General features: G+C 62.6%; 25 protein-coding genes and 1 riboswitch. Of the genes, 12 read left to right on the forward strand and 13 right to left on the reverse strand.

All coding sequences use genetic code 11. From position 1 onward, the window contains the following. Window positions 1–38 precede the first annotated feature (38 nt). From tolA to ydfG, 5 genes are all read right to left on the reverse strand, one after another. The gene (tolA, locus tag KHO30_RS28100) at window positions 39–1,031 is read right to left on the reverse strand and encodes a cell envelope integrity protein TolA (RefSeq protein ID WP_093644675.1); all 993 of its coding nucleotides are present in this window, start codon (window positions 1,029–1,031) and stop codon (window positions 39–41) included. Beyond that, on the reverse strand, window positions 1,028–1,471 hold the full coding sequence (tolR, locus tag KHO30_RS28105; protein WP_093644677.1) for a protein TolR: 444 nt from the start codon (window positions 1,469–1,471) through the stop codon (window positions 1,028–1,030). Before tolR ends, tolA begins: the two co-directional genes overlap by 4 nt. 10 nt (window positions 1,472–1,481) lie before the next feature. After that, on the reverse strand, window positions 1,482–2,159 hold the full coding sequence (gene tolQ / locus KHO30_RS28110) for a protein TolQ (RefSeq protein ID WP_012431821.1): 678 nt from the start codon (window positions 2,157–2,159) through the stop codon (window positions 1,482–1,484). A gap of 155 nt (window positions 2,160–2,314) precedes the next feature. After that, complete coding sequence (gene ybgC, locus KHO30_RS28115) at window positions 2,315–2,794, reverse strand: tol-pal system-associated acyl-CoA thioesterase (RefSeq protein WP_093644679.1); 480 nt, start codon at window positions 2,792–2,794, stop codon at window positions 2,315–2,317. Window positions 2,795–2,864: 70 nt separating this feature from the next. Next, on the reverse strand, window positions 2,865–3,611 hold the full coding sequence (gene ydfG / locus KHO30_RS28120) for a bifunctional NADP-dependent 3-hydroxy acid dehydrogenase/3-hydroxypropionate dehydrogenase YdfG (protein WP_093644681.1): 747 nt from the start codon (window positions 3,609–3,611) through the stop codon (window positions 2,865–2,867). A 238-nt stretch (window positions 3,612–3,849) separates the two neighbouring features. Beyond that, window positions 3,850–3,958, forward strand: a riboswitch (ZMP/ZTP riboswitch). A 166-nt stretch (window positions 3,959–4,124) separates the two neighbouring features. Here ydfG and glyA point away from each other — a divergent pair. From glyA to KHO30_RS28155, 7 genes are all read left to right on the forward strand, one after another. Beyond that, complete coding sequence (gene glyA, locus KHO30_RS28125) at window positions 4,125–5,372, forward strand: serine hydroxymethyltransferase (protein ID WP_093644683.1); 1,248 nt, start codon at window positions 4,125–4,127, stop codon at window positions 5,370–5,372. A 6-nt stretch (window positions 5,373–5,378) separates the two neighbouring features. Next, a complete protein-coding gene (gene nrdR, locus KHO30_RS28130) occupies window positions 5,379–5,861 on the forward strand; it encodes a transcriptional regulator NrdR (protein ID WP_027799387.1) in 483 nt (160 codons plus the stop codon). Window positions 5,862–6,060: 199 nt separating this feature from the next. Next, complete coding sequence (locus KHO30_RS28135) at window positions 6,061–6,627, forward strand: GspH/FimT family pseudopilin (RefSeq protein WP_425312919.1); 567 nt, start codon at window positions 6,061–6,063, stop codon at window positions 6,625–6,627. A gap of 23 nt (window positions 6,628–6,650) precedes the next feature. Beyond that, window positions 6,651–7,082 (forward strand): type IV pilus modification PilV family protein, encoded by a 432-nt coding sequence (locus KHO30_RS28140; protein WP_093644735.1) that lies wholly within the window; start codon window positions 6,651–6,653, stop codon window positions 7,080–7,082. Next, on the forward strand, window positions 7,079–7,888 hold the full coding sequence (locus KHO30_RS28145) for a PilW family protein (protein ID WP_211702957.1): 810 nt from the start codon (window positions 7,079–7,081) through the stop codon (window positions 7,886–7,888). Before KHO30_RS28140 ends, KHO30_RS28145 begins: the two co-directional genes overlap by 4 nt. Then, window positions 7,885–8,466 (forward strand): pilus assembly PilX family protein, encoded by a 582-nt coding sequence (locus KHO30_RS28150; protein WP_408312473.1) that lies wholly within the window; start codon window positions 7,885–7,887, stop codon window positions 8,464–8,466. Before KHO30_RS28145 ends, KHO30_RS28150 begins: the two co-directional genes overlap by 4 nt. 10 nt (window positions 8,467–8,476) lie before the next feature. Next, window positions 8,477–8,908 (forward strand): type IV pilin protein, encoded by a 432-nt coding sequence (locus KHO30_RS28155; protein WP_200619324.1) that lies wholly within the window; start codon window positions 8,477–8,479, stop codon window positions 8,906–8,908. Window positions 8,909–9,030: 122 nt separating this feature from the next. Here the strand turns inward: KHO30_RS28155 and KHO30_RS28160 are convergent, their stop codons facing one another. The 3 genes from KHO30_RS28160 to KHO30_RS28170 all read right to left on the reverse strand — a co-directional run bounded on the left by KHO30_RS28160 (window position 9,031) and on the right by KHO30_RS28170 (window position 10,469). Beyond that, a complete protein-coding gene (locus KHO30_RS28160) occupies window positions 9,031–9,510 on the reverse strand; it encodes a DUF3318 domain-containing protein (RefSeq protein WP_093644689.1) in 480 nt (159 codons plus the stop codon). Window positions 9,511–9,639: 129 nt separating this feature from the next. After that, window positions 9,640–10,026: a phage holin family protein gene (locus tag KHO30_RS28165; RefSeq protein WP_211702959.1), complete on the reverse strand. Its 387-nt coding sequence runs from the start codon at window positions 10,024–10,026 to the stop codon at window positions 9,640–9,642. 140 nt (window positions 10,027–10,166) lie between these two features. Then, entirely contained in the window at window positions 10,167–10,469 is a 303-nt protein-coding gene (locus tag KHO30_RS28170) for an ElaB/YgaM/YqjD family protein (protein ID WP_028198798.1), read from the reverse strand. Window positions 10,470–10,811: 342 nt separating this feature from the next. Here KHO30_RS28170 and KHO30_RS28175 point away from each other — a divergent pair, with 342 nt between their 5' ends. Continuing rightward, the gene (locus tag KHO30_RS28175) at window positions 10,812–11,450 is read left to right on the forward strand and encodes a peroxiredoxin (protein WP_211702960.1); all 639 of its coding nucleotides are present in this window, start codon (window positions 10,812–10,814) and stop codon (window positions 11,448–11,450) included. A gap of 156 nt (window positions 11,451–11,606) precedes the next feature. Here KHO30_RS28175 and KHO30_RS28180 read toward each other — a convergent pair whose 3' ends face one another. Next, window positions 11,607–12,797, reverse strand: a complete 1,191-nt coding sequence (locus tag KHO30_RS28180) for an acyl-CoA dehydrogenase (protein WP_093644695.1) — start codon at window positions 12,795–12,797, stop codon at window positions 11,607–11,609. Between the two features lie 117 nt (window positions 12,798–12,914). Between KHO30_RS28180 and KHO30_RS28185 the strand changes: the two genes are divergently transcribed. Then, the gene (locus tag KHO30_RS28185) at window positions 12,915–13,700 is read left to right on the forward strand and encodes an IclR family transcriptional regulator (RefSeq protein WP_093644697.1); all 786 of its coding nucleotides are present in this window, start codon (window positions 12,915–12,917) and stop codon (window positions 13,698–13,700) included. Between the two features lie 45 nt (window positions 13,701–13,745). Here the strand turns inward: KHO30_RS28185 and KHO30_RS28190 are convergent, their stop codons facing one another. After that, the gene (locus KHO30_RS28190; RefSeq protein ID WP_093644739.1) at window positions 13,746–14,579 is read right to left on the reverse strand and encodes an EAL domain-containing protein; all 834 of its coding nucleotides are present in this window, start codon (window positions 14,577–14,579) and stop codon (window positions 13,746–13,748) included. Between the two features lie 353 nt (window positions 14,580–14,932). On the opposite strand from KHO30_RS28190, the gene KHO30_RS28195 reads away from it, so the two are divergent. From KHO30_RS28195 to fahA, 3 genes are read left to right on the forward strand one after another with little or no spacing between them, the layout of a single operon-like run. Beyond that, window positions 14,933–16,297, forward strand: a complete 1,365-nt coding sequence (locus KHO30_RS28195; protein WP_093644699.1) for an MFS transporter — start codon at window positions 14,933–14,935, stop codon at window positions 16,295–16,297. Between the two features lie 47 nt (window positions 16,298–16,344). After that, window positions 16,345–17,691, forward strand: a complete 1,347-nt coding sequence (hmgA, locus tag KHO30_RS28200; protein WP_211702961.1) for a homogentisate 1,2-dioxygenase — start codon at window positions 16,345–16,347, stop codon at window positions 17,689–17,691. Next, entirely contained in the window at window positions 17,688–19,016 is a 1,329-nt protein-coding gene (fahA, locus tag KHO30_RS28205) for a fumarylacetoacetase (RefSeq protein ID WP_211702962.1), read from the forward strand. The genes hmgA and fahA overlap by 4 nt, the downstream gene beginning before the upstream one ends. Before the next feature lie 133 nt (window positions 19,017–19,149). On the opposite strand, the gene KHO30_RS28210 is transcribed toward fahA, so the two are convergent. The 3 genes from KHO30_RS28210 to KHO30_RS28220 form a co-directional block, all read right to left on the reverse strand. Continuing rightward, window positions 19,150–20,310, reverse strand: coding sequence for an MFS transporter (locus KHO30_RS28210; protein ID WP_211702963.1), 1,161 nt, complete (start codon window positions 20,308–20,310; stop codon window positions 19,150–19,152). 175 nt (window positions 20,311–20,485) lie between these two features. Beyond that, window positions 20,486–21,652, reverse strand: coding sequence for an MFS transporter (locus tag KHO30_RS28215; protein ID WP_200619318.1), 1,167 nt, complete (start codon window positions 21,650–21,652; stop codon window positions 20,486–20,488). 226 nt (window positions 21,653–21,878) lie between these two features. Continuing rightward, a complete protein-coding gene (locus KHO30_RS28220; RefSeq protein ID WP_211702964.1) occupies window positions 21,879–22,703 on the reverse strand; it encodes a crotonase/enoyl-CoA hydratase family protein in 825 nt (274 codons plus the stop codon). Window positions 22,704–22,760: the final 57 nt, after the last annotated feature.

Here is a 22,760-nt window from a genome sequence, read left to right on the forward strand (position 1 = left end):
GCGGCGTCTGCTGTCAACTGACTGTCAAACTGTTGCAATCAACCTGCTGGGCGCAACGTAATCTTGAAGCTGGTCGGCGTCTTCCCGTCGATGTCCTGAGGCATCGGATTGGAACGCTGGACGGCCCGCAGTGCCGCATCGTCCCACGCCGAGTTACCGCTGCTGTGCGCGATCTGCGCGTCCAACAGCGTGCCTGTCGGCGAGCAGCGCACGGAGATGACTGTCTCCAGACCTTCCGTTTCGCCACCCCACGAGATGTTCGGACGCACCACACGGCGCACCTTGTCCGCGTAACCCGGCGATGTCGCCGTGCCACCCGAGCCGCTACCCGTGCCGCTCTTCGCAAGTCCATTGCCGGTCGAGCCAGGAGCGCCCGCCGAACCTTGCATCTGGGCCAGCCGCGCACGACGTTCCGCGTCAAGCTTCTTGGCTTGTGCCGCTGCATCGGCCTGAGCCTTGGCCTTCGCCGCTTTCTGCGCATCAGCCTTCTTCTGCGCCTCTGCGTCGGCCTGTTTCTGCTGTTCCTGCTGCTGCTTTTGCTGATCGGCCAATTGCTGCTGTTTCAGCTTGTCGGCCTGCTGCTGTTGCTGTTGTTGCAACTGTTTCTGCTTGGCCGCCGCGGCTTTTTGCGCAGCCTGATCGGCTGCCAGTTGCTGCTGGCGCTTCGCCTCGGCTTCCTGCTGGGCTTGCAGCTTCTGCTGACGCAGTTGCTCGGCCAGTTGCGCCTGACGGGCCGCTTCCTGCTGCTGGCGTTTCTTTTCCTGCAGCGCGATGTCGGCCTGTTCATCCGGCAGCGGCGGGGCAGGGGCGACAGGAACGGGTGGCGGTGGGGGCGGGCGCGGAATAGCCGAATCCGGCACCTCGGTCCACAGTTCTGCTTCCGCGCCTTCAGGCGTGCTGTTCTGCCATTGAATGCCGTGATACAGGAAGAAACCGAGCAGCGCGTGCATCACCAGGGCGAACACAAAGGCTCGCCAGGTGCCGCGTTCACGCGGCGGCTGAAGCGGGTATTCGGAATTCTTGCGGATCATTGTGATTTGACGAGCAATCCAACGCGCTTGACACCCTGAGCCTTCAACTCGGACATCACGTTCATCACGACTTCGTACTTCACGGTCTTGTCGGCGGCGATCACGACAGGCTGGTCAGGGTGCGACTGCGCGCGGTCCGCGATAAAGCCGTGCAGATCGGCCTTGGTCATGTCTTCCTGCTGCTGCGCGCCCGCGTCGTCCTTGTATTTGACGCTCATATTGCCGTCCGCGCGAATATTGACGATCACCGGCGGGGTCTGCTGCTGAGGCGCGGAGCCGCCGACGGTCGGCAGATTGACGATCGACGGGGCGACGAGCGGCGCGGTCACCATGAAGATCACGAGTAGCACGAGCATCACGTCGATGTACGGCACGACATTGATGTCGGCCATCGCGCGGCGCTGACGGGAGCCGCGCATGCTGGAGGAAGAGCCTGCCATCGTGGACTCCTTACTGTGCCTGACGCTGCAAAATGTTCGAGAACTCTTCGATGAAGGTCTCGAAGCGGATCGCCAGACGGTCGATGTCGTGTGCGTAGCGGTTGTAGGCGACCACGGCCGGAATCGCCGCGAACAGGCCGATTGCGGTAGCGGTCAGCGCTTCGGCAATGCCTGGAGCTACGTTCGCAAGCGTAGCCTGCTGGACGTTGGCGAGGCCGCGGAACGCATTCATGATCCCCCACACCGTGCCGAACAGACCGATATACGGGCTGACCGAACCGACCGACGCGAGAAATGCCAGATTTGCCTCGAGCACGTCCATTTCACGCTGGAACGCGGCGCGCATGGCGCGGCGTGCGCCATCGAGAATCGCGCCCGAATCGTTCAAGCGCTTTTCCTTGCCCTTCAGGAATTCGCGCATGCCGGACTCGAAAATCCGCTCCAGTGCGCCGATCGTGTGGCGGTTGTTCGCGGCGCTCTGATAGAGCGCCTGCAGGTCGCCGCCCGACCAGAAATCGCGTTCGAAGCGTTCAGTTTGCGCGCGCGCCCGGCGGATCGCAAACCACTTGCGGAAGATGAAAGTCCACGACAACAGCGACAGCAGAAGCAGCAGCGCCATGACGGCCTGCGCCAGCAGGCTCGCATTGAGTACGAGAGAAACGATCGACAGATCTTGTGTAGTGTTCATAAAGGTTCGTTTTAACGTCCCGGAAGGGGGCGTCCGGCTGCAAGGTCACTCGAAGCTTGCCGTGAGCAAAACGGAAGCATCGGCGATATTGCAAGCCGAACCATGCTTTGTGTTGCTTGATCGATACGAGTTCACTGGCCCCGTAACAACGGGGTTCAGTCGTTGTCCGTTGACATGCCACCGTCGTTCACGCCCGGCCCACGCCGCAAAGCCGCGAGAACCGGCGGAGGAATCGCGACCGGCCGCAGCGCAATGCGCTCGACGCAGCCGACCCGGATGGAACCGGTAGCAAGCAGCGTGCCGTCCCGCCACGCTTCCTGCGCAAAATCGACCGACGCGCGGCCAAGACGTTCGATTCGGCTCACCACTTTGACGACATCGTCGAGCCGGGCCGGTGCCCGATAGTCGACTGCGGTGCTGCGCACGATGAAAATTGCGCCCGATTCGCCGGCGAGACGGTTCTGGTCGACGCCGCACGCGCGTAGCCATTCGGTGCGCGCACGTTCGAAAAACTTCAGATAATTCGCGTAAAACACGATGCCGCCGGCGTCGGTATCTTCGTAGTACACGCGGATTGGCCACGTGAAGCCGATTTCCGTGCCGGGCTGGCTGGTCGACATATTCATGCGGCGCATTTTACCGGAACGCACACCCCGAGGTCTGTTTCAAGATGTGCGCCCCGTCTGGCGGGCCTCAGCCGGGATTTCAGCCGCGATGAACGGACAAAGCGGAGAAGGATTGGGCCACCGGCATCAGCTCGATCGTGTTGATGTTGACGTGAGCGGGACGCGTGGCGATCCAGTAGATCGAGTCGGCGATATCTTCGGGTGTCAGCGGTTGTACGTTCTCGTACATCTTGGCCGCTTTTTCGTCGTTGCCGCGGAAACGCACGTTCGAGAACTCGGTGCCGCCGCACAGGCCCGGCTCGATGTCCGTCACGCGCAGTGCCGTGCCGGCCAGATCGGCCCGCAGATTCAGGCTGAACTGGCGCACGAACGCCTTGGTTGCGCCGTACACGTTGCCGCCCGCGTAAGGCCAACTGCCGGCCGCCGAGCCCAGATTGAAAATGTGCCCGCGGTTGCGCTCCACCATGCCGGGCAGGAGCGCATGCGTGACCTGCACGAGGCCTGTGCAGTTGGTCTCGATCATGGTGTTCCACTCGTCCAGACTCGCTCTTTGCGCCGGTTCGATGCCGAGCGCGAGGCCGGCGTTATTGACGAGCACGTCGAGTGCGGCGAAATCGGCGGGCAGCGAGGCCGGCACGGCCTCGACGGCGGCGCGGTCGCGCACGTCGAGTTCATACGGCAGAAGGGCATCGCCGAGTTCGTCGGCGAGTGCCTGCAGGCGGTCCTTGCGGCGCGCGGTGGCGACGACACGATGGCCGCCCTTGACAAAAGCACGAGCGATAGCGGCGCCAAATCCTGCGGACGCTCCGGTGACGAACACGATCATTGCAGTTCCCTGGTTGGTAGGAGAGAAAGGCCCCAAGCCTACTTCCAATGCGGCGCTGCGGCAAGGATGAACCAGTCGCACGAGTGGCTGCGGCAATGACGCGGAGCGGCTTCCGGGCGCGCTTTCATCAGACGTTTGTGCGCCGCTCGCAGCGGCGCCAGGACCGGCTTCGCGAGCATCCGCGGGCCCGGCAGGAAGCCGGTTGCCTATTCGATCCTCTTCCAATAAACTAACGCGCTCATCCCTGCGTGACTGGCGATAGAACCGATTCGAGCAATCGGGTTCAAGGTGGAGCAACCCACCGTGAAGCGCAGGGAGCCGTTTTGCCGTTCGCCTGGGCAGCCGTGATCCGCGCGCATTGATCTGCGCTGACGGTGGCTGTCCTGCCTCGCGTGTGCGGCGACTCTCCATCCGCCACGTCAGGGCTGGCCCAGCCGCCAGCAGCGCTGCGTACCCTCTACGCAAGATTCGGCGCACGATCCGGTCAACCTGCACACACTCAACGGAATCCGTATGTTTGATAGAGCCCAAAGCACCATCGCCAACGTCGATCCTGAACTCTGGAAGGTCATCGAGCAGGAAAACCGCCGTCAGGAAGAGCACATCGAACTGATCGCGTCGGAAAACTACACGAGTCCGGCCGTGATGGCTGCGCAAGGCTCGCAACTCACCAACAAGTACGCCGAAGGGTATCCGGGCAAGCGTTACTACGGCGGTTGCGAGTTCGTGGACGTCGCCGAGCAGCTGGCGATCGACCGCGTTAAGCAACTGTTCGGCGCCGACGCCGCCAACGTGCAGCCGAACTCCGGTTCGCAGGCGAACCAGGGCGTGTTCTTCGCCATGCTCAAGCCGGGTGACACGATCATGGGCATGAGCCTCGCGCACGGCGGTCACCTCACGCATGGTTCGCCGGTCAACATGTCGGGCAAGTGGTTCAACGTGGTGAGCTATGGCCTCAACGAAGCCGAAGACATCGACTACGACGCTGCTGAGAAACTGGCTCAGGAACACAAGCCGAAGCTGATCGTGGCCGGCGCGTCGGCGTTTTCGCTGCGCATCGACTTTGAACGGATGTCGAAGATCGCCAAGTCGGTCGGCGCGTATTTCATGGTCGACATGGCGCACTATGCCGGCCTCGTCGCCGCTGGCGTCTACCCGAACCCGGTGCCGCACGCTGATTTCGTCACCACCACCACGCACAAGAGCCTGCGCGGCCCGCGCGGCGGCGTGATCCTGATGAAGGCCGAGTTCGAAAAGCAGATCAATTCGGCAATTTTCCCGGGCATTCAAGGTGGTCCGCTGATGCACGTGATCGCCGGTAAGGCCGTCGCGTTCAAGGAAGCGCTGTCGCCGGAGTTCAAGGCGTATCAGCAACAGGTCGTCGAGAACGCGCGCGTGCTGGCGGAAACGCTGGTCAAGCGCGGGCTGCGCATCGTCTCCGGTCGCACTGAAAGCCATGTGATGCTGGTCGACCTGCGCGCGAAGAAAATCACCGGCAAAGCAGCGGAAGCGGCGCTCGGCGCGGCACACATCACGGTCAACAAGAACGCGATTCCGAACGACCCGGAAAAGCCGTTCGTTACGAGCGGTGTGCGTCTCGGCTCGCCGGCCATGACCACGCGTGGCTTTGGCGTGAAGGAAGCGGAGCAGGTAGGTAACCTGATCGCCGACGTGCTGGACAACCCGGAAGACGCAGCCACGATCGAACGTGTGCGCGCGCAAGTCGCCGAGCTGACCCAGCGCTTCCCGGTTTACCGCTAAGCCGCCATGCACTGCCCCTTCTGCCGTCACGCCGATACGCAAGTTGTGGATTCCCGCGTATCCGAAGACGGCGCGACGATTCGCCGGCGCCGCCGCTGCCCGGCCTGCGACAAACGTTTCACGACGTATGAGCGGGTTGAGCTGGCGTTGCCGTCGGTCGTCAAGAAGGACGGCAGCCGCACGGAATTCGATCGCCGCAAGATCGTCGCAAGCATGCAACTGGCGCTGCGTAAGCGGCCAGTGGCAGCGGACGCGATCGATGCGGCAGTCGCCCGCATCGAGTATCAACTGCTCGGCAGCGGCGAGCGCGAGGTGCGCAGCGAGCGCCTCGGCGAACTCGTGATGAACGAGTTGCGTGCGCTCGACACGATTGCCTATGTTCGTTTCGCCTCTGTCTACCGGCGCTTCGAAGACGTCTCCGAATTCGAGGACGTGATCGAGGAATTTCGCCGCGCCTCCTCTCCTCCCAAGCCGTCCCGCAAGCGCTGATTTCTGTCGCGCCTGAAGTTGCGCGCCAGGTTCTGTTTTCCGCTGCGTAGGTTCGCGCATCTGCATCTCCGCTCCCGTTATGGTTCGTCACGCGTGCATTTTTGCGCGGGATAGCGTCTGAGTGCCACCTGGCCATTCGGCCGATTGTTGACCCGCTTGCGAATCGCTAGATTGGCTGCGTGCTTTGAAACGATCAGGGATGCAGATGAAATGGGATGCAGTCTGTTTGCGGCCGCGCCGCGGCTTTACGCTTGTCGAAACACTGGCTGTTGTCGCGCTGCTGGCGATAGTCGCGGTGATGGCGACACCGTCGTTCGTTGCATGGCACCTGCGGGACCAGGTTGACGCACGTGCGAAAGCGCTTGCCTCAACGCTCGCCTATGCGCGCAGCGAGGCATTGCGCCGCGGTGCTCGCGTCACCGTATGCCGGATCGACGCGGCACGGCGTTGTCTTGCCGCAGGGCAAGCTTGTGGCAACGGCGTCACGGACTGGTCGTGTGGCTGGGCCGTATTGGCCGAACGCGGTGGCACGCTCTCACTGCTGCGCGCGCACCCTTTGCTCGCAGCAGTCAGCATCACCGGGACGCAGATAAATCTCACATTTACGCCACCGGCGGGGCAGCTGATCGGCACCTTTCGCAGCTTTGAGATCGCGCCGCGCGTGCCGTCGAACGCGACGCAAGGCGACAAGTGGCGGCGCTGCATCCGCATCGCGGCGGGCGGGCGCGCGCGGATTGTCGAGGGCGCGTGTGGAGCGGCGTCGTGAGCCGATATCCGTCCAACTTACGGGTGCGCAACCGCGCAGCAACGCGCTCAACGAGGCATAGGGGTAGTTCGCTGATCGAAGTGATGCTGGCCGTTGCCTTGATGGCAGTGACAGCGCTCGGGTTGATCGCCGGTCAATTGTGGACTGCGCGCGAAGCCCGTGCGATGGCAATGCGCGAGCACGCAGCATGGATAGCCGATTCCGTTGTCGAAGCAATGCGCGAGCCTTCGGCAGGCGATTCTGCGATCAGGCAATGGAGCGCGCGTGCAACGGTCTTGTTGCCGCATGGTGAGGCTTCGGTAGGCGAGAGTGGCGGTGTATCTGCCGCACGCGTTACGTGGGCGACCCTGCGTGACACGCCACGCGCCGGCGATGTCATCGACAAGCCCGAGTCGTGCGGTGGGGTGGATGTTCCAGCGGGCTCCTCATGCGTTGTGCTGGCGTTCGCAAAATGACACGACGTATGGCTACCGCGCGTGGGCATACGCTCGTCGAGTTCGTGATCGCAATTGCGTTGGGGTTGGTGGTGACCGCCGGCGCGGTCGCGCTTTATACAACGCAGCGTAACGTGTTCGAGCGCGCGGGCGATGCGATGCGGATCCGCGAAGCCGGCCTGAGCGCGCTTACGCTGATGGGCCAGCAAATTCAAATGGCCGGCTTCGTGCCCGCGGACGTCGTGAGGTTCAATAGTCCACCGCCGTTGTTCGGTTGTTCTGGCGGTCGCCCGACCGGCGCGGACGACAGCGTCGCCTGCGAGGCGTTGCCGGGTCGCTCGGATGGCATCGTGGTCCGTTATGTCGGGGACGCCGTTTCGACGTGGCCGTCAGCGACCGGCCAAACGACCGACTGTCTCGGCCAGGCTGTAACGAACAACAACGCGGCACTCGGCGACCAGGGCGTATTGGTGGTCAACCGATACTTCGCGAGAGTCAGCGCGTCGACAGGTGAGCCGGAGCTTTACTGCGAAGGCAACGGAAAGGCAGGGTCCGCGCAACCCTTGGTCGAAGGCGTCGAGCGAGTGCGATTCAGGTACTGGCTGGCCGGTGGGCTGGCCGCAGTAGATGCATCGGCGGTGACGGACAGTCAATGGGCAAAGATCGTCGCGGTCGATCTCTGCGTGCTCGTCCGGGGAGCGCCGCAAGGACGGCGTATGCGCTATGTAGATTGCGAAGGTGCGAGCGTGCTTGGCGCCGACATGCGGGCGCGGCAGGCTTTCTGGCGGCGGGTGGCGATACGTAATCACGCGGAGGATCTCCTGTGACGGAAAGACTTTGCAATCCAACGCACCGCCGCGCGTCGTCGCAACATTTGACGCGTCTTACCTGCACGGGTCGTCGCTCACGCGTTCTCAATAGCGGCACTGTCCTGCCGATCGTTTTGCTGATTTCCGCGATGATGTTGACCACCTCCGCGGCCTGGTTTGAGACATCGCTTGCAGCGGCGCGCGGCGCCAGCAACGTGCGCGACTATTTGCAGGCATTTCATGCCGCGGACTCGGCGCTGACCTTATGCGCCCGGAGCGTCGTCGCCGCGGCAGCTTTCGAGCCGCAACCGGTGGCGTCGCTTCCACCCGGCGAGCCGATGCAATGGACGCACGAAGCCGCCTTTGAAGCCGGCGCCGTCACGCCCGTCGCACAATGGCCCGGATCGCTGCGAGCGCCGCAATGTTTGATCGAAGCGTGGCGTCTGGGCACTCGCACCGATGCCCGAGCTTATTTGCTGACTTCGCGTGGCTTCGGCCGGACCGGAGAGTCGCAGGTGTGGTTGCAGATGGAGCTCGTGATCACAGGCGAGCAGATCGAGCGCCATTGGCGTCGCGTTGCCGCACACCCATTTTGACGGGAGGTTTATGGCGAGACCGCACACATCCGCATTCACGCTACTGGAACTGATGATCGCGCTGGCAATAGCCGCCACGCTGCTTGCGTTTGCCGTGCCCTCGTATCGGAGCCATGTCGCGCGAGCACATCGGGTCGACGCTGCGTCAGCCCTTTATCGCGCGGCGCAATTCGTCGAGGGATCGGCAAGCGACGGCCCCGCGACATTGCCGATGGGCCTGGATCAGGCTCCCCAGTTCGGCACACCGATCTACCGGTTGCAAGTGCTGCCGGCAGACGATGCAAACGGTGGTTATTCGGTAGAGGCCGTGCCGGCCGAAGCCGGCCCTATGCGAGACGACGCCTGCGGCACCTTCACGCTGGATGCGACAGGGCTGCGAGGCAATAGAAGTGGAACAAACGGCACAGCACCGGCAAGCGGCGAGTGCTGGAATACAAGCTAGGGACCCTTACTGCAGAACGAGGGTTGGCGAGTCGAGGCGTTCTAGTGCCTGCGAACCGCAGGGCCAAGCGACACGCTACTGCTGCAAGCCCCACGCAGGAACCGGTCGACTATCCCCGCGCTTCAGTACCCGCTATCAACCGTCTCTTTCTTGTCATCGGCAGACGCGGCGGAATCACTCTTTATCTGCTTCCAGATTCGATACGCTTCCCAGCCGGCAAGTGCAAGGCTGCCCCATTTGAGTGCGGGTTTTGCACCTGCTGCAATGGTCGCGCGCAGCGGCTTCGCCAACACCAGCGAAGCGATCGAACTGACTAGCGGATACTGTTTGAGAAGCGCGCCTATGCTCCCCGCGTTGAGGAAGCCCGCCTTCGATCCGCGGCCCACGCGCATGCCGCCGAAGCCCGGCAGAATGAATTTGAGCCAGCTGAAATGCGTGACTGCCTGCCGCAATTCGATGGTTGCCTGAGCGAGTTCCATGCGCTCGACATCCGCGCGTACCAGCAGCAGTTCCTTGCGTAGCGCTCGCAGGTGCGGCGCACTCAGATCTCTGACCTGGTGGCGTTTGTTGCGGAATGCGGTATCGGAATGGGTTTGGCTCATGGCGTGTCGGCGGCAGTGGAGGTGGGGCAGTAAAACTGTGCTGCAAATCGCTCGAGGTATTGGCGAAGTCTCTTCGAAGGCGCAGGGCAGTTGACATCCGCCCATGAGCCCATTGTTATGCCTGCTGCGTCACGGTTTGCGGAACACGTCGCGGTCTTTTTCGAACTCGGCAAGCGTGGCTTCGAACACCATGGGAGCATTGCGCAAACCACTGCGCGCTTTTAGTGCACAGGCTATTCCTGCGACGGCATAAACCACCGTGATGCCGGCGAGCGCTTGCCACCGGTAGGTGTCCCAGAATGCGATGGCGATCAGCGCCGTCAATGCGATCAAGGCCATCGTCGCGAGCATCATGGCCGCGAGGCCGAGGAACAGCACGCCGAGCAGACGGTCTTTTTCTTCGGCGAGTTCGATGCCGACCAGTTCAAGCCGTGTCTGCAAAATAGCAAACACGGATCCGATGATACGGCGCAACGGACTATGTTCGCCGTGCTGCGATTGTGTTTCGATCGTCATGGCTCTGGGCGTTGCGCGTGAATGCTTAACCGGCGCGTGAAAACGAGCGCGCCAAAAGAAGCGGACCGGCCAAACGTGCGCCGGTCAACTCGATTCGCTGATGTGCCGGAGGCGGATTCGCCCCGGCAGCCTCACCAGTGTTACTTGCGGTTGATCAACAGCCCGAGCAATACGCCGGCGCCCGCGGCGATGCCGATGGATGCCCACGGATGCTCATGCACGTAGTCGTCGGTGGCGCGTGCGGCCTTCTTGCCTTTCTCGACCACCACGACCTGCACGTCAGCCGCCTTTTCCTTAGCCTGCTTCAGGCGCGTAAGCGCCGTTTCACGCAGTTCCGAAGCGCGCTCGCCAGTTGCGCTCGCGGCCTGTTTCAGCAAATCTTCAGCGTCCGCGAGGACGGTTTTGATATCCGACATCAATCTCTCCTTGTTGACTTCCGACATTGACAGCTCCCCTTCGTCTCACGCCACGCGTGAATCGTAACCAAAGAAACGGCTGCTGGCGAGCGCAGCGCTCGATTCATGAACAATCGCACGAACCGTTCCTGGTTGAAGCAAGACCTTAAAAACTCCACCCTGTGCGGCACAGGGTTGCGAAGTTTGCATAAGATGGAGTTGATCTGTCCCGCAAAGTTTCCACTAAATCGGTGAAAATTACAAAAACGCATAAAGTAGTGACGCGATGTTGGTTAGTTGTTCACTGTCACTCCCGTATGCTGTATTTTTGCTGCGCGTCGCGAGCGAATGCTCGCGCGGAATGTCCGAATACAATCAAGGAGCTGCAATATGAGTCTACGTCTTGGCGATATCGCACCGGATTTCGAGCAGGAGTCGAGTGTCGGCCGCATCAAGTTCCACGACTGGCTGGGCGACAGTTGGGGTGTGCTGTTTTCGCACCCCGCTGACTTCACGCCGGTTTGCACGACCGAACTGGGTCTGACGGCGAAGCTGGCCGACGAATTCGAGAAGCGCAATGTGAAGACGATTGCATTGTCGGTCGACAGCGCCGAGTCGCACAAGGAATGGATCAAGGACATCAACGAGACGCAAGCCGCCAGTGTCGGCTTCCCGATTCTCGCCGACGGCGATCGCAAGGTTGCTGAGCTTTACGACATGATCCACCCGAACGCCAGTGAGACCTTCACGGTCCGATCGCTGTTCGTGATCGATCCGAAAAAGAAAGTGCGTTTGACCATTACCTACCCGGCCAGCACCGGGCGCAACTTCGACGAAGTGCTGCGCGTGATCGACTCGCTGCAACTCACCGACAGCCACTCAGTCGCAACGCCTGGCAACTGGAAGCAGGGCGACGATGTGGTGATCGTGCCGTCGTTGAAAGACGAAGAAGTCATCAAGCAGAAATTCCCGAAGGGCTACAAGGCCCTGCGCCCGTATCTGCGTCTGACACCGCAGCCGAACAAGTAAGCGGCTGACGCGTCACGAAACGCACCGCTAGCTGTAACGCGGCGGCGCAACGAAAAAAGGCCGGTTCAAAAGAACCGGCCTTTCCTTTTCTACTGTTCGATCTTCCGTTCAGCGGCCAGCACGAAACGCCGCCATCGAAGCACTCAGCTTAATGCATCAGAAAAACGCCTGAATCCCCGTCTGCGCGCGCCCGAGAATCAGCGCGTGAATGTCGTGCGTACCTTCATAGGTGTTCACGACTTCCAGATTGACCAGATGACGCGCGATGCCGAACTCGTCCGAGATCCCGTTGCCGCCGAGCATGTCGCGCGCGAGCCGTGCGATGTCCAGCGCCTTGCCGCACGAATTGCGTTTCATGATCGACGTAATTTCGACGGCAGCCGTGCCTTCATCTTTCATGCGGCCGAGACGCAGCACGCCTTGCAGGCCGAGCGTGATTTCGGTTTGCATGTCGGCGAGTTTTTTCTGGATCAACTGGTTGGCGGCAAGCGGCCGGCCGAACTGTTTGCGATCCAGCACGTACTGACGCGCCGTGTGCCAGCACGCTTCCGCCGCGCCGAGCGCGCCCCAGGCAATACCGTAGCGCGCCGAATTCAGGCAGGTGAACGGGCCGCGCAAGCCACTGACTTCGGGGAAGCGGTTTTCCTCCGGCACGAACACGTCGTCGAGCACGATCTCGCCGGTGATCGACGCACGCAGACCCACCTTGCTATGGATGGTCGGCGCCGACAGCCCCTTCCACCCCTTCTCGAGAATGAAGCCGCGGATCGAATCCTTGCCGTCCTCTTCGAGCTTGGCCCACACAACGAACACGTCGGCGATCGGCGAATTGGTGATCCACATCTTCGCGCCCGACAGCAAATAGCCGCCGTCCACCTTCTTCGCCCGCGTAATCATGCTGCCGGGATCGGAGCCGTGGTTCGGTTCGGTCAGGCCGAAGCAGCCTATCCATTCGCCGGTGGCGAGCTTCGGCAGGTACTTCTGCTTTTGCGCTTCCGAGCCGAATTCGTAGATCGGGACCATAACGAGCGACGACTGCACCGACATCATCGACCGGTAGCCGGAATCGACGCGCTCCACTTCACGCGCGATCAGACCATACGCCACGTAGTTCAAACCAGGGCCGCCGTATTGCTCGGGAATCGTCGGGCCGAGCAGGCCGAGTTCGCCCATCTCGCGGAAGATCTCGATGTCGGTCTTCTCGTGACGGAACGCTTCGAGCACGCGGGGCTGCAGCTTGTCCTGCGAGTACGCGGCGGCGGCGTCGCGCACCATGCGTTCGTCTTCGGTGAGCTGCTGATCCAGCAGCAACGGGTCTTCCCAGTGAAACTGCGCGGCCTCTGCCATGACGTATCTCCTGATTTCCTGCTTGACTTGAACGTGTTCGTTAAACGTGTTCGAGCTTGACTTAAGTTCCGCTATGCGAAACAATGTTTTGCAAACCACGCCCGAGTGTATCACCACATGACGCCCATATCCACTCTCTCCGAACCGCTCGACGAGCGCAAATTTGTCGTCGCCCTTGCTCGCGGGCTGGATTTGCTGCGCGCGTTCAAGCCGGGCGAAACCATGCTCGGCAATCGCGATTTCGTCGAACGCACGGGCTTGCCGAAGGCGACCGTCAACCGTCTGGCCTACACGCTGACCGTGCTCGGCTATCTGCGGCTCGACGAAACACTTGGCAAATATGCGCTGGACGCCGGCGTGCTCTCGCTCGGTTTCGCGCTGCTCTCGGGCACCGATACGCTCGAACTCGCGCGTCCGCACATGCGCACTTTCGCGCGCGAAGTGGGCGCGGCGGTGTCGCTTGGATGCCGTGACGGCCTCGACATGATTTATCTCGAGACGATCCGCAGTGAAACCGCGCTGACGCTTGGACTCGCCTCGGGCTCGAAACTGTCGATGCTGACCAGTTCGATGGGGCGCGCGTATCTGGCGGTGCAGCCATTGGACGTGCGCGCCGCCTTGCTGGTCGAGCTCAAGAAATTAGCGGGCAAAGAGGGCGCTGCGTTGCTGGCCGATGCCGAAAAGGAAATCGAAGCCTTCGCCCAGGAGCGCTGCTGCTATTCGTTCCGCGCCTGGCATGACGACGTGAACGCGGTCGCGGTGCCGTTTCGCGAGCCGCGCGAAGGCCGCTGGCTGGTGCTCAGTTGCAGCGGGCCGGCGTCTTCGATGGGAGAGGAGGTGTTCCGGGAAAGCGTCGCGCCGCGGCTGAAGGCATTGGCGCGGCGATTAGGCGATACCGGCTGAAGCACCGGGCCGCGCTGCGCCGCGCAGCGTCAGCACAAGAAATACTCACACCGCCCGATCGTGATAATGGGCCGTGAATAACGGCCCTTGCACGAAGCGCACGTCGTACTGCTGCAGCGCGAGGAACTGCGGCTCATCCATCACCCGATTGAAGATCAGCGGAACCCGCAGCCGGCTCGCATAGCCGACCAGCGGCTTCACCATCGCGTCGCGCAATGCGACCGCCGCATCCATCTTGATGAAGTCGAGCCGCGCGGTTTCTGACACCGACAGAATCTGCCCCGCGTTCGAAAGATTTCCCGCCACCTTGAAGCCATAGCGCTGATAGCTCGTGGTCAGATAGCCGAGGAATGTCTTATGTGCGACCGCGGACGCCGGCAACTCGATTACCACACGCGACGGGTTCAGTCCGAACGACAGCAGCACGCTCGAAAAATGCCGTCCATGGTCGTACTTGACGCTCTTGAGCAGGCGCTCGTGCACGCGCAGAAATAGCAAGCCGTGCCGTTGCGCGCCGAAGAAATTGATGGCGTGCAGCGCGCGTGACATGCGGTCGAGGGCGACTAGTTCCTGATCGTCTGCAATACGGTCGAAGGGATCGAAGGCATCGAAGGGCGCGCCGTCGAGGCGCTGCGTGACGGCCTGGAACCCGAGCTCATCGCCGAAACGATCCACGCCCTCGGCGCCCGACGACAACGACTGCGCCAACGCATGCACGCTGATATCGAAGATCGGCTCATAGGCACTGGCGAGCTCGAAGCCGTCGAACTGCGCCAGCGCGACATCGCTATGCACGCCGGTCCCCATCACCAGATGTTCACCGAGAAATGGGTGATCGGCGGCGCGTGCAATCAGGTTGGGGATGGTCGGCGGAATCATGTAGGCGAATGGATGGCGATAGGTGCGCACTCGGCGCTCGGCAACGCGACTCGGTTGCCGCATCCATTGATGGTAGCAGTCCGCGCCGCGCGCACTTGAACAAAATGCTCATAACGTTATCGGCCGAACGCTTGTCGGCACAGGCCGCCGCGGATTTCGCGGCGAGTTTCCAGGGTATACGTTAATTTCACTATACGTAATTCGTTTTACTATACGTAAATTGCAGCGCGGCTGCGATGGCGGGCGTGTTTGTGTCTCCTTTGCGGGAAAGGGCGTGGTCCCTGACCGCGGACCGACCGGGCGCGCGCCGCGACCAAACCCAAACAATCCAGTCAGGACGAGGAGACGACCCAATGAGCGCCAAACCGGCCGTGGCCGCCGCCAATGTGATCGAAGTCGAGCGCGTGCTCGGCGAAACGCATCACCCGGCATTCCAGTTGATGCTGCTCGCGCTATGCGGGCTATGCCTCGTGATCGACGGCTTCGACGCGCAAGCGATGGGCTACGTCGCGCCGAGCGTGATCGGTGAATGGCATGTCTCGAAGGCGGCGCTCGGGCCCGTGTTCAGCGCCAGTCTGTTCGGCATGTTGCTGGGTGCGTTGGGCTTGTCGGTGCTGGCTGACCGCATTGGCCGGCGCCCGGTATTGATTGGCGCGACGTTTTTCTTCGCGCTATCGATGCTGGCCACGCCCTTCGTTGAGACGATCCCCGCATTGATCACGCTGCGCTTCATCACGGGCCTCGGACTCGGCTGCATCATGCCGAATGCGATGGCGCTGGTCGGCGAATTCTCGACCCCCGCGCATCGCGTCAAGCGCATGATGCTGGTGTCGTGCGGCTTCACGCTGGGCGCGGCTTTGGGTGGTTTCATCAGCGCCGGGCTGATCCCAGCGTACGGCTGGCGCGCGGTGTTCTGGGTGGGCGGCGCCGTGCCTTTGCTGCTCGCGTTCGCGATGCTGGCCGCATTGCCGGAGTCGCTGCAGTTTCTGGTCCTCAAAGGGCGCAGCGATCGCGCGTTGCGCTGGCTCGCGAAGTTCAATCCGGCGCTACCGATTGACGCGAATACACGTATCGTTGTGCGTGAAAAGGGCAACGGCGGCGCGCCCGTCGCCGAACTGTTCCGCGCGGGTCGTGGCCCGGTCACGCTGATTTTGTGGGCGATCAGCTTCATGAACCTGATCGATCTTTACTTCCTGTCGAACTGGCTGCCCACCGTGATGCGCGATGCCGGTTACTCGCCGAGCACGGCGGTGATCGTCGGCACGGTATTGCAGACGGGCGGCGTGGTGGGCACCTTGTTGCTCGGCTGGTTCATTGAGCGCTTTGGTTTTGTGCGTGTGCTGTTCGTGTGTTTCGCGGGCGCGGCGCTGGCGGTCGGCACCATCGGAACGGTCGCGCATGCGCTGCCGTGGCTGTTGCTTGTCGTATTCGCGGGCGGCTTCTGCGTGGTCGGCGGACAGCCGGCGGTCAACGCGCTGGCCGGTCATTTTTATCCGACCACGTTGCGTTCCACAGGGATCGGCTGGAGCCTCGGCATCGGCCGCATTGGCTCGGTGATCGGGCCGCTGGTCGGTGGACAACTGATCGCGCTGAACTGGTCGAATGAATCGTTGTTTCATGCGGCTGCGGTACCGGTGCTGTGCTCCGCGTTGCTGGTGATCGCGCTGGCCGCTGCCACGCGGCAACGCGGCAGCCCGTCAGAGCCCCAGACGGCCTGAGACAGACAGCGCACGTCGACAGATCAAGTATCAACGGAGAACCTTGTATGGATACCTCAACCCGCACGCCGAATACCGCCAGCTCGCGACTCGAAATCGAGCCGGGCTATCAGTCGGGATTCGCGAACGAATTCGCTACGGAGGCTTTGCCGGGCGCGCTGCCCGAAGGCCGCAATTCGCCGCAACGCGCGGCCTATGGCTTGTACGCCGAGCAACTGTCGGGCACCGCGTTCACCGCGCCGCGCGGACATAACCGCCGTTCGTGGCTGTACCGGATTCGTCCGGCAGCGGTTCACAAGCCGTTCACGCTGCTGCCCTCGGACCGGCTCGTCGCCAACTTCGCCGAGGTGCCGCCAACGCCGCCTAACCAGTTGCGCTGGGACGCATTGCCGATGCCCACCGAGCCGACCGATTTCGTCGATGGCTGGATAACGATGGCGGGCAACGGCGCAGCCGAAGCGATGAACGGCTGCGCGATCCATCTGTATGCAGCGAACCGCTCGATGAAGGATCGTTTCTTCTACAACGCCGACGGCGAATTGCTGATCGTGCCGCAGGAAGGCCGTCTGCATATCGCCACCGAAATGGGCCGACTCGATGTCGAGCCGTTCGAGATCGTAGTGATTCCGCGCGGCGTGCGCTTCGCGGTGAGCCTGCCGGACGGTACCGCGCGCGGCTATATCTGCGAGAACTTCGGCGCGCTGCTGCGTCTGCCGGACCTCGGCCCGATCGGCTCGAACGGCCTCGCCAATCCGCGCGATTTCCTCACGCCGCAAGCTGCTTACGAAGACCGCGAAGGCGACTTCGAACTCGTCGCCAAGATGAACGGCAACCTGTGGCGCGCGGATATCGGTCATTCGCCGCTCGACGTGGTGGCGTGGCACGGCAACTACGCGCCGTACAAATACGATCTGCGCCGCTTCAACACGATCGGTTCGATCAGCTTCGACCATCCGGACCCGTCGATCTTTCTCGTGCTGCAATCGCAAAGCGATACGCCGGGCGTCGACACGATCGACTTCGTGATCTTCCCGCCGCGCTGGCTCGCGGCCGAAGATACGTTCCGCCCACCCTGGTTCCATCGCAACGTCGCGAGCGAATTCATGGGCCTTGTGCATGGCGTGTACGACGCGAAGGCCGAAGGCTTTGTGCCGGGCGGCGCGAGCCTGCATAACTGCATGTCGGGTCATGGGCCGGACGCGGACACCTTCGAGAAAGCGTCGCATGGCGATACATCCACGCCGAAGAAAGTGGGCGACACGATGGCCTTCATGTTCGAAACGCGCACGCTGATCAAGCCGACCCGTTTCGCGCTCGAAACCGCGCAACTGCAGGCGCATTACTACGAGTGCTGGCAAGGTCTCAAGAAACACTTCAACCCGGAGCAACGATGAGCGCATTGAGCGATCTTCAGGCGACGCTCGATCCGTCGCGTAAGAGCTGGGTCGAGTCGGCAAACGATTCGACTAACGATTTTTCGATCCAGAATCTGCCGTTCGGTATTTTCAGCGATAAGAACAATGACGCGCGCCGCGTGGGAGTCGCGATTGGCGATGAGATCGTCGATCTGAGCGTTCTCAAGTCCGCCGGCTTGCTCAAGCTTCCGCTCGCCTCTGCCGATCAATTCACTGCAACGAAAGACCGGGCGTTCGAGCAGGACACACTCAACGATTTCATCTCGCTTGGCCGCGATGCATGGCGCAGTGTGCGCATCCAGTTGAGCAATCTGCTGGCGCGGGACACTGCGACTTTGCGCGACGACTCCGCCTTGCGTGCGAAAGCACTGGTGCGTCAGTCCGATGCGCAACTGCATCTGCCGGTGCAGATCCCGGGTTACACGGATTTCTATTCGTCGAAGGAGCACGCGACGAATGTCGGCTCGATGTTCCGCGACCCGAAGAATGCGCTGTTGCCGAACTGGTCCGAAATGCCGATCGGCTACAACGGACGCGCGTCATCGGTGGTCGTGAGCGGCACGCCCGTGCGGCGTCCTAACGGCCAGTTGAAACTGCCGGACCAGGAGCGTCCGGTATTCGGCGCATGCCGCAAGCTGGATATCGAATTGGAGACGGGTTTCGTGATCGGCAGCGGCAATACATTGGGCGAGCCGATTGCCTGTGCCGATGCCGAAGCGCACATCTTCGGCATGGTGTTGCTGAACGACTGGAGCGCGCGCGACATTCAGCAATGGGAATACGTGCCGCTCGGCCCGTTCAACGCGAAGACATTCGCAACCACGATCTCGCCGTGGATCGTGACGCTTGACGCACTCGAACCGTTCCGTGTCGAGCAGCCCGTGCAGGAGCCGCAGCCGCTGGGGTACTTGCGCCACGAAGGTAAGCACGCGTTCGACATCTCGCTGGAAGTGACACTGCGGCCGCAGACGGCAAAGCAGCCCACCACGATCTCGCGGACCAACTTCAAGCACATGTACTGGACGATGGCGCAACAGCTCGCGCATCACACGGTATCGGGCTGCAACACACGGGTCGGCGATCTAATGGGTTCGGGAACGATCAGCGGCCCGACCGCCGACTCATGCGGCAGCCTCCTCGAGTCCACCTGGAACGGCAAGAATCCGTTGGAGTTGAAGGAAGGCGGCACACGCGGGTTTATCGAAGACGGCGACGAACTGACGCTCGCCGGATGGTGCCAGGGCGATGGGTATCGTGTGGGCTTCGGCACGTGTGCTGGCGAGATTCTGCCGGCGCGGAAGTAGAGCAGAGGTAGCGCGGAAATCACGCGGAAGGAAGCGCTATGCAAAACGGGGAAGCCATCGAGGCTTCTCCGTTTTCGTATCCCGAGGCGAGGGTGGTTCGACGCCTCAACGCAACAACAGCGCAGCCGTACCCTCAGCCGATTGCACGCGCGGGCGCACGTCGCTTTTCCCACCAAACCGCAGCAAGAAACGCAAGCGCAGCAACCAGCAGCACACCGACCATCGCGTCGTTACCAACCCCCTTCATCAACGCGCCGGCCACAAGCGGTCCACCGAAACTGGCCGCGCTCCACGACGCCCCCACCACCGAACTTGCCGACACCAGTGCGACGCCGCGGAACCGCTCGCCGCACGCGACCAGCGACAGCGTATAGATCGCCCCAGCCGCCGCGCCGAGCACATAGAGCAAGGGCCAGCACAGCCACGGCATATGGATCGCCCAGGGAAGCAACGGCAGCAATATAACGACGATCACGCCGCAGCCGATATGTACGCGTTCGCGGCCGAGCCGGTCGGCGAGCCAGCCGATCGGAAACTGCATCGTCGTGTCGCCGAGCAGCAGGGCGGACGCGAATAACACGGCCACCTCGCTCGTGATGCCGTGCGACATGGCGAAGAGCGGCAGCAGCGACAGCGCGATCGTATCGAACAACGCGAAAAACCCCGTACCGATCACGAGCGCCGGCATCTGCGGCAATACATGGCGCCAGCTGCCGTGCGCGGCGTGTTCATCCTTCGACGCTTGCGGCGTCTTGCGGATGCTGGCGAGTGCGGGCAAGGCCAGCAGGAAGATCGCGCCGCAAATCAGGAAGCGCCAGTGCGTGAAGTCGGCGATCTGGCTCACCAGCACGGGACCCGACATCTGAAATAGCGTGAAGTTGGTCGCATAGATCGCGATGACCCGGCCGCGGGTGGCGTCGTCGGCGAGCTGGTTGACCCATGCTTCGCTGATCGTGAAGAGCAGCATCAGCGCCGCGCCGCAGAGTACGCGCAACGCGGCCCATAGCCACAGGTTCGAGGTGAATTGCATCAGCGCGGTGGCGGCCCCAACCGTCAGCACCGCGCCGACGATCACCTGGCGGCCGCCGCAGCGCGCGGCGATCCAGGCGGCCACCGGCACGACGAGCAGGCCGCCGCCCGCTTGCGCGGCGGTGAGTAGACCGACCACGTCGGTGCCATAGCGGGCTTGCGTCAGCGCGAGGGCAGTGAGGGGAAGCGTGGCGCCGCTGCCGAGTCCGACGACGGCAACACTAAGGATCAAAGCGAGGAAATCGCGAGTGAAGATGACTTTCATCGGGCCAGATGCTACTACGGCCACGAGTCATTCGCACCTGTGTGCGGATTGCATGAACGCGGTCGAGGGCCGCGTTCGCTTGCTGTCGAGGTGATGCCCGCCGCTCGCCGGCGGCGGCGATACGAAACCTGTCCTGGCTGACGCCGTCCGCGCAGTCTGCGCGCGCGTGCCTCGGTTATCCGGCTACGGCCATCCGTTGTGCGCGCCGGTCGATCGACACCGACCACAGCGTCAGCGCCAGTGCACCGATCGAGGTCGCCACGCCGACCCACGGCAACGTGGTAAGCGGCGCACCCGCGCCGATCGCCATGCCACCGAGCCACGCTCCCGTTGCATTGCCGAGGTTGAACGCGCCTTGATTCAGAGTCGACGCCAGATTCGGCGCATGGCTCGCGCGGTCGACGATCAGCATTTGCAGCGGCGGCACGATCGCGAACGCCAGAATGCCCCACACGAAGATCGTGATCATGGCCGGAATCTCGGCGTGCATCGTGCCGGCGAAGATAGTCAGGATGACGACGATCGCCAGCAGAAACGCGACCAGCGAAGGCATCAGCCGCCAGTCCGCGAGCTTGCCGCCGAGCGTGCTGCCCACCGTCAAGCCGAGACCGAATAGCAGCAGCACGAAGGTGACCGCGTGCGGCGTGAAGCCGGTCACGTCTTCGAGAATCGGCGTGATGTAGGTGAAGGTGGAAAACAGGCTGGCCGACGCGAGCACGCTGATGCCGAGCACCATCAACACTTGCGGGTTCTTCAGCACGTTGAATTCGTGGATAAGGCTCGCCTTCTGCATCTCGATCTTCGCCGGCAGGCACACGGCGAGCGCGCCCGCGGCGAGAATGCCGATGCCGGTCACGGCCCAGAAGGTCGCGCGCCAGCCCACCGCCTGACCGAGCGCCGTGCCGAGCGGCACGCCGAGCACGTTGGCGAGCGTCAAGCCGGTGAACATCAGCGCGATGGCCTGCGCGCGACGGTTCGGCGCGACCAGACCGGCCGCGACCACTGAACCGATGCCGAAGAACGCGCCATGGCAAAACGCCGTGACGATGCGCGCGGCCATCAGCACCGCGTAGCCCGGCGCGACCGCGCACAGCAGATTACCGACGATGAAGACGCCGATCAGGCTCATCAACGCCTTCTTGCGCGGCATGTTGGCCACGGCGATCGCGACGATCGGCGCGCCGATGGTAACGCCGAGCGCGTAAGCCGACACCAGCATGCCGGCTGCCGGGATCGACACGGACAGATCGCGTGCGACATCGGGCAGCAGCCCCATGATCACGAATTCAGTGGTACCGATTCCAAAGGCGGCGACGGCAAGGGCGAGCAGGGGCAAAGGCATGGTGACGGAGCGTGAATCAGCACGACGGGAAGCGTCGTGCGGCAGGCGCGCATTTTTCGGGGCGAGAACGCATGCGCCATGCGAGGGGAAAACAGTAGGGGATTCTACCTAAGTCAAAACACCCTTGCTGAGCGTCAAGCAGGCTGTTGTTTTTTGCTGAAAGCACGCCTTGGAGCGTGCATTGGGCGTGCACGCGACTGCACATCGCCCGTGGAATGGTGCTGTTTTATGGCGTGCTTTCGTCTGACTTGAAAGTGTTGCCGTGACGGCCTGCGCCTTCGGCAAAACGCGCTGCCCCTGTAACGCCTTCGTCGAATACTGCCTGATAGCCGCCGGCGCCTTCGCGTTGCAGGGCGAGAGCGAGATCCTCGAGCGTGCTGTTTTCCAATGCGGAGCGGCGGTCCGCCAGCAGCGCCGCTTGCGGAAAGGCCGCGAGTTCAGCGGCCAACTGTTCTGCCGCGGCGCGTGCCTCGCCCTTGCGCACGACGCGGTTGGCGAGACCGATGCTGAGCGCTTCCTGCGCATTCACCGCGCGGCCGGTCAGGATCAGATCGAGTGCTCGCGACAGACCGATCAGTTGCGGCAAGCGGATCGTACCGCCATCGATTAGCGGAATTCCGACACGTCGGCAGAACACGCCGAGCACAGCGTCGTCTTCGACGACGCGCAGATCGCACATCGCTGCCAGTTCGAGACCACCCGCGACCGCATAGCCGGCAATCGCGGCAATCACCGGTTTGCTGAAGCTCATGCGCGTCGGTCCCATTGGACCGGGACCGCTTCCGTCGGCGTGCAGTTCATTGCGGCGGGCCTCATCCGCGAGCGCAGTGAGATCCGCGCCGGCGCAGAAGGTGCCGCCCGCACCGAACAGCACGGCCGCGCGCCATGCCGGCTCCGCTTCGTAGCGGAGGAAGGCGGCACTGAGCGCTTCGGCAGTAGGACGGTCGACGGCATTGCGCCGCGCCGGTCGTGAGAGCACGATAGTGGCGACGCCGGTGTCCTCATTGGCTTCGATGCACACATGTTCATTTAGATTTTGCGTGGTTATCATCGTAGTGTCCGTAAAGGTTCGCATCCGGCTGCTCATGCCGGAGGTTCATGTGCTGCG

The organism is Paraburkholderia aspalathi, assembly GCF_905220735.1.
GTDB lineage: Bacteria > Pseudomonadota > Gammaproteobacteria > Burkholderiales > Burkholderiaceae > Paraburkholderia > Paraburkholderia aspalathi.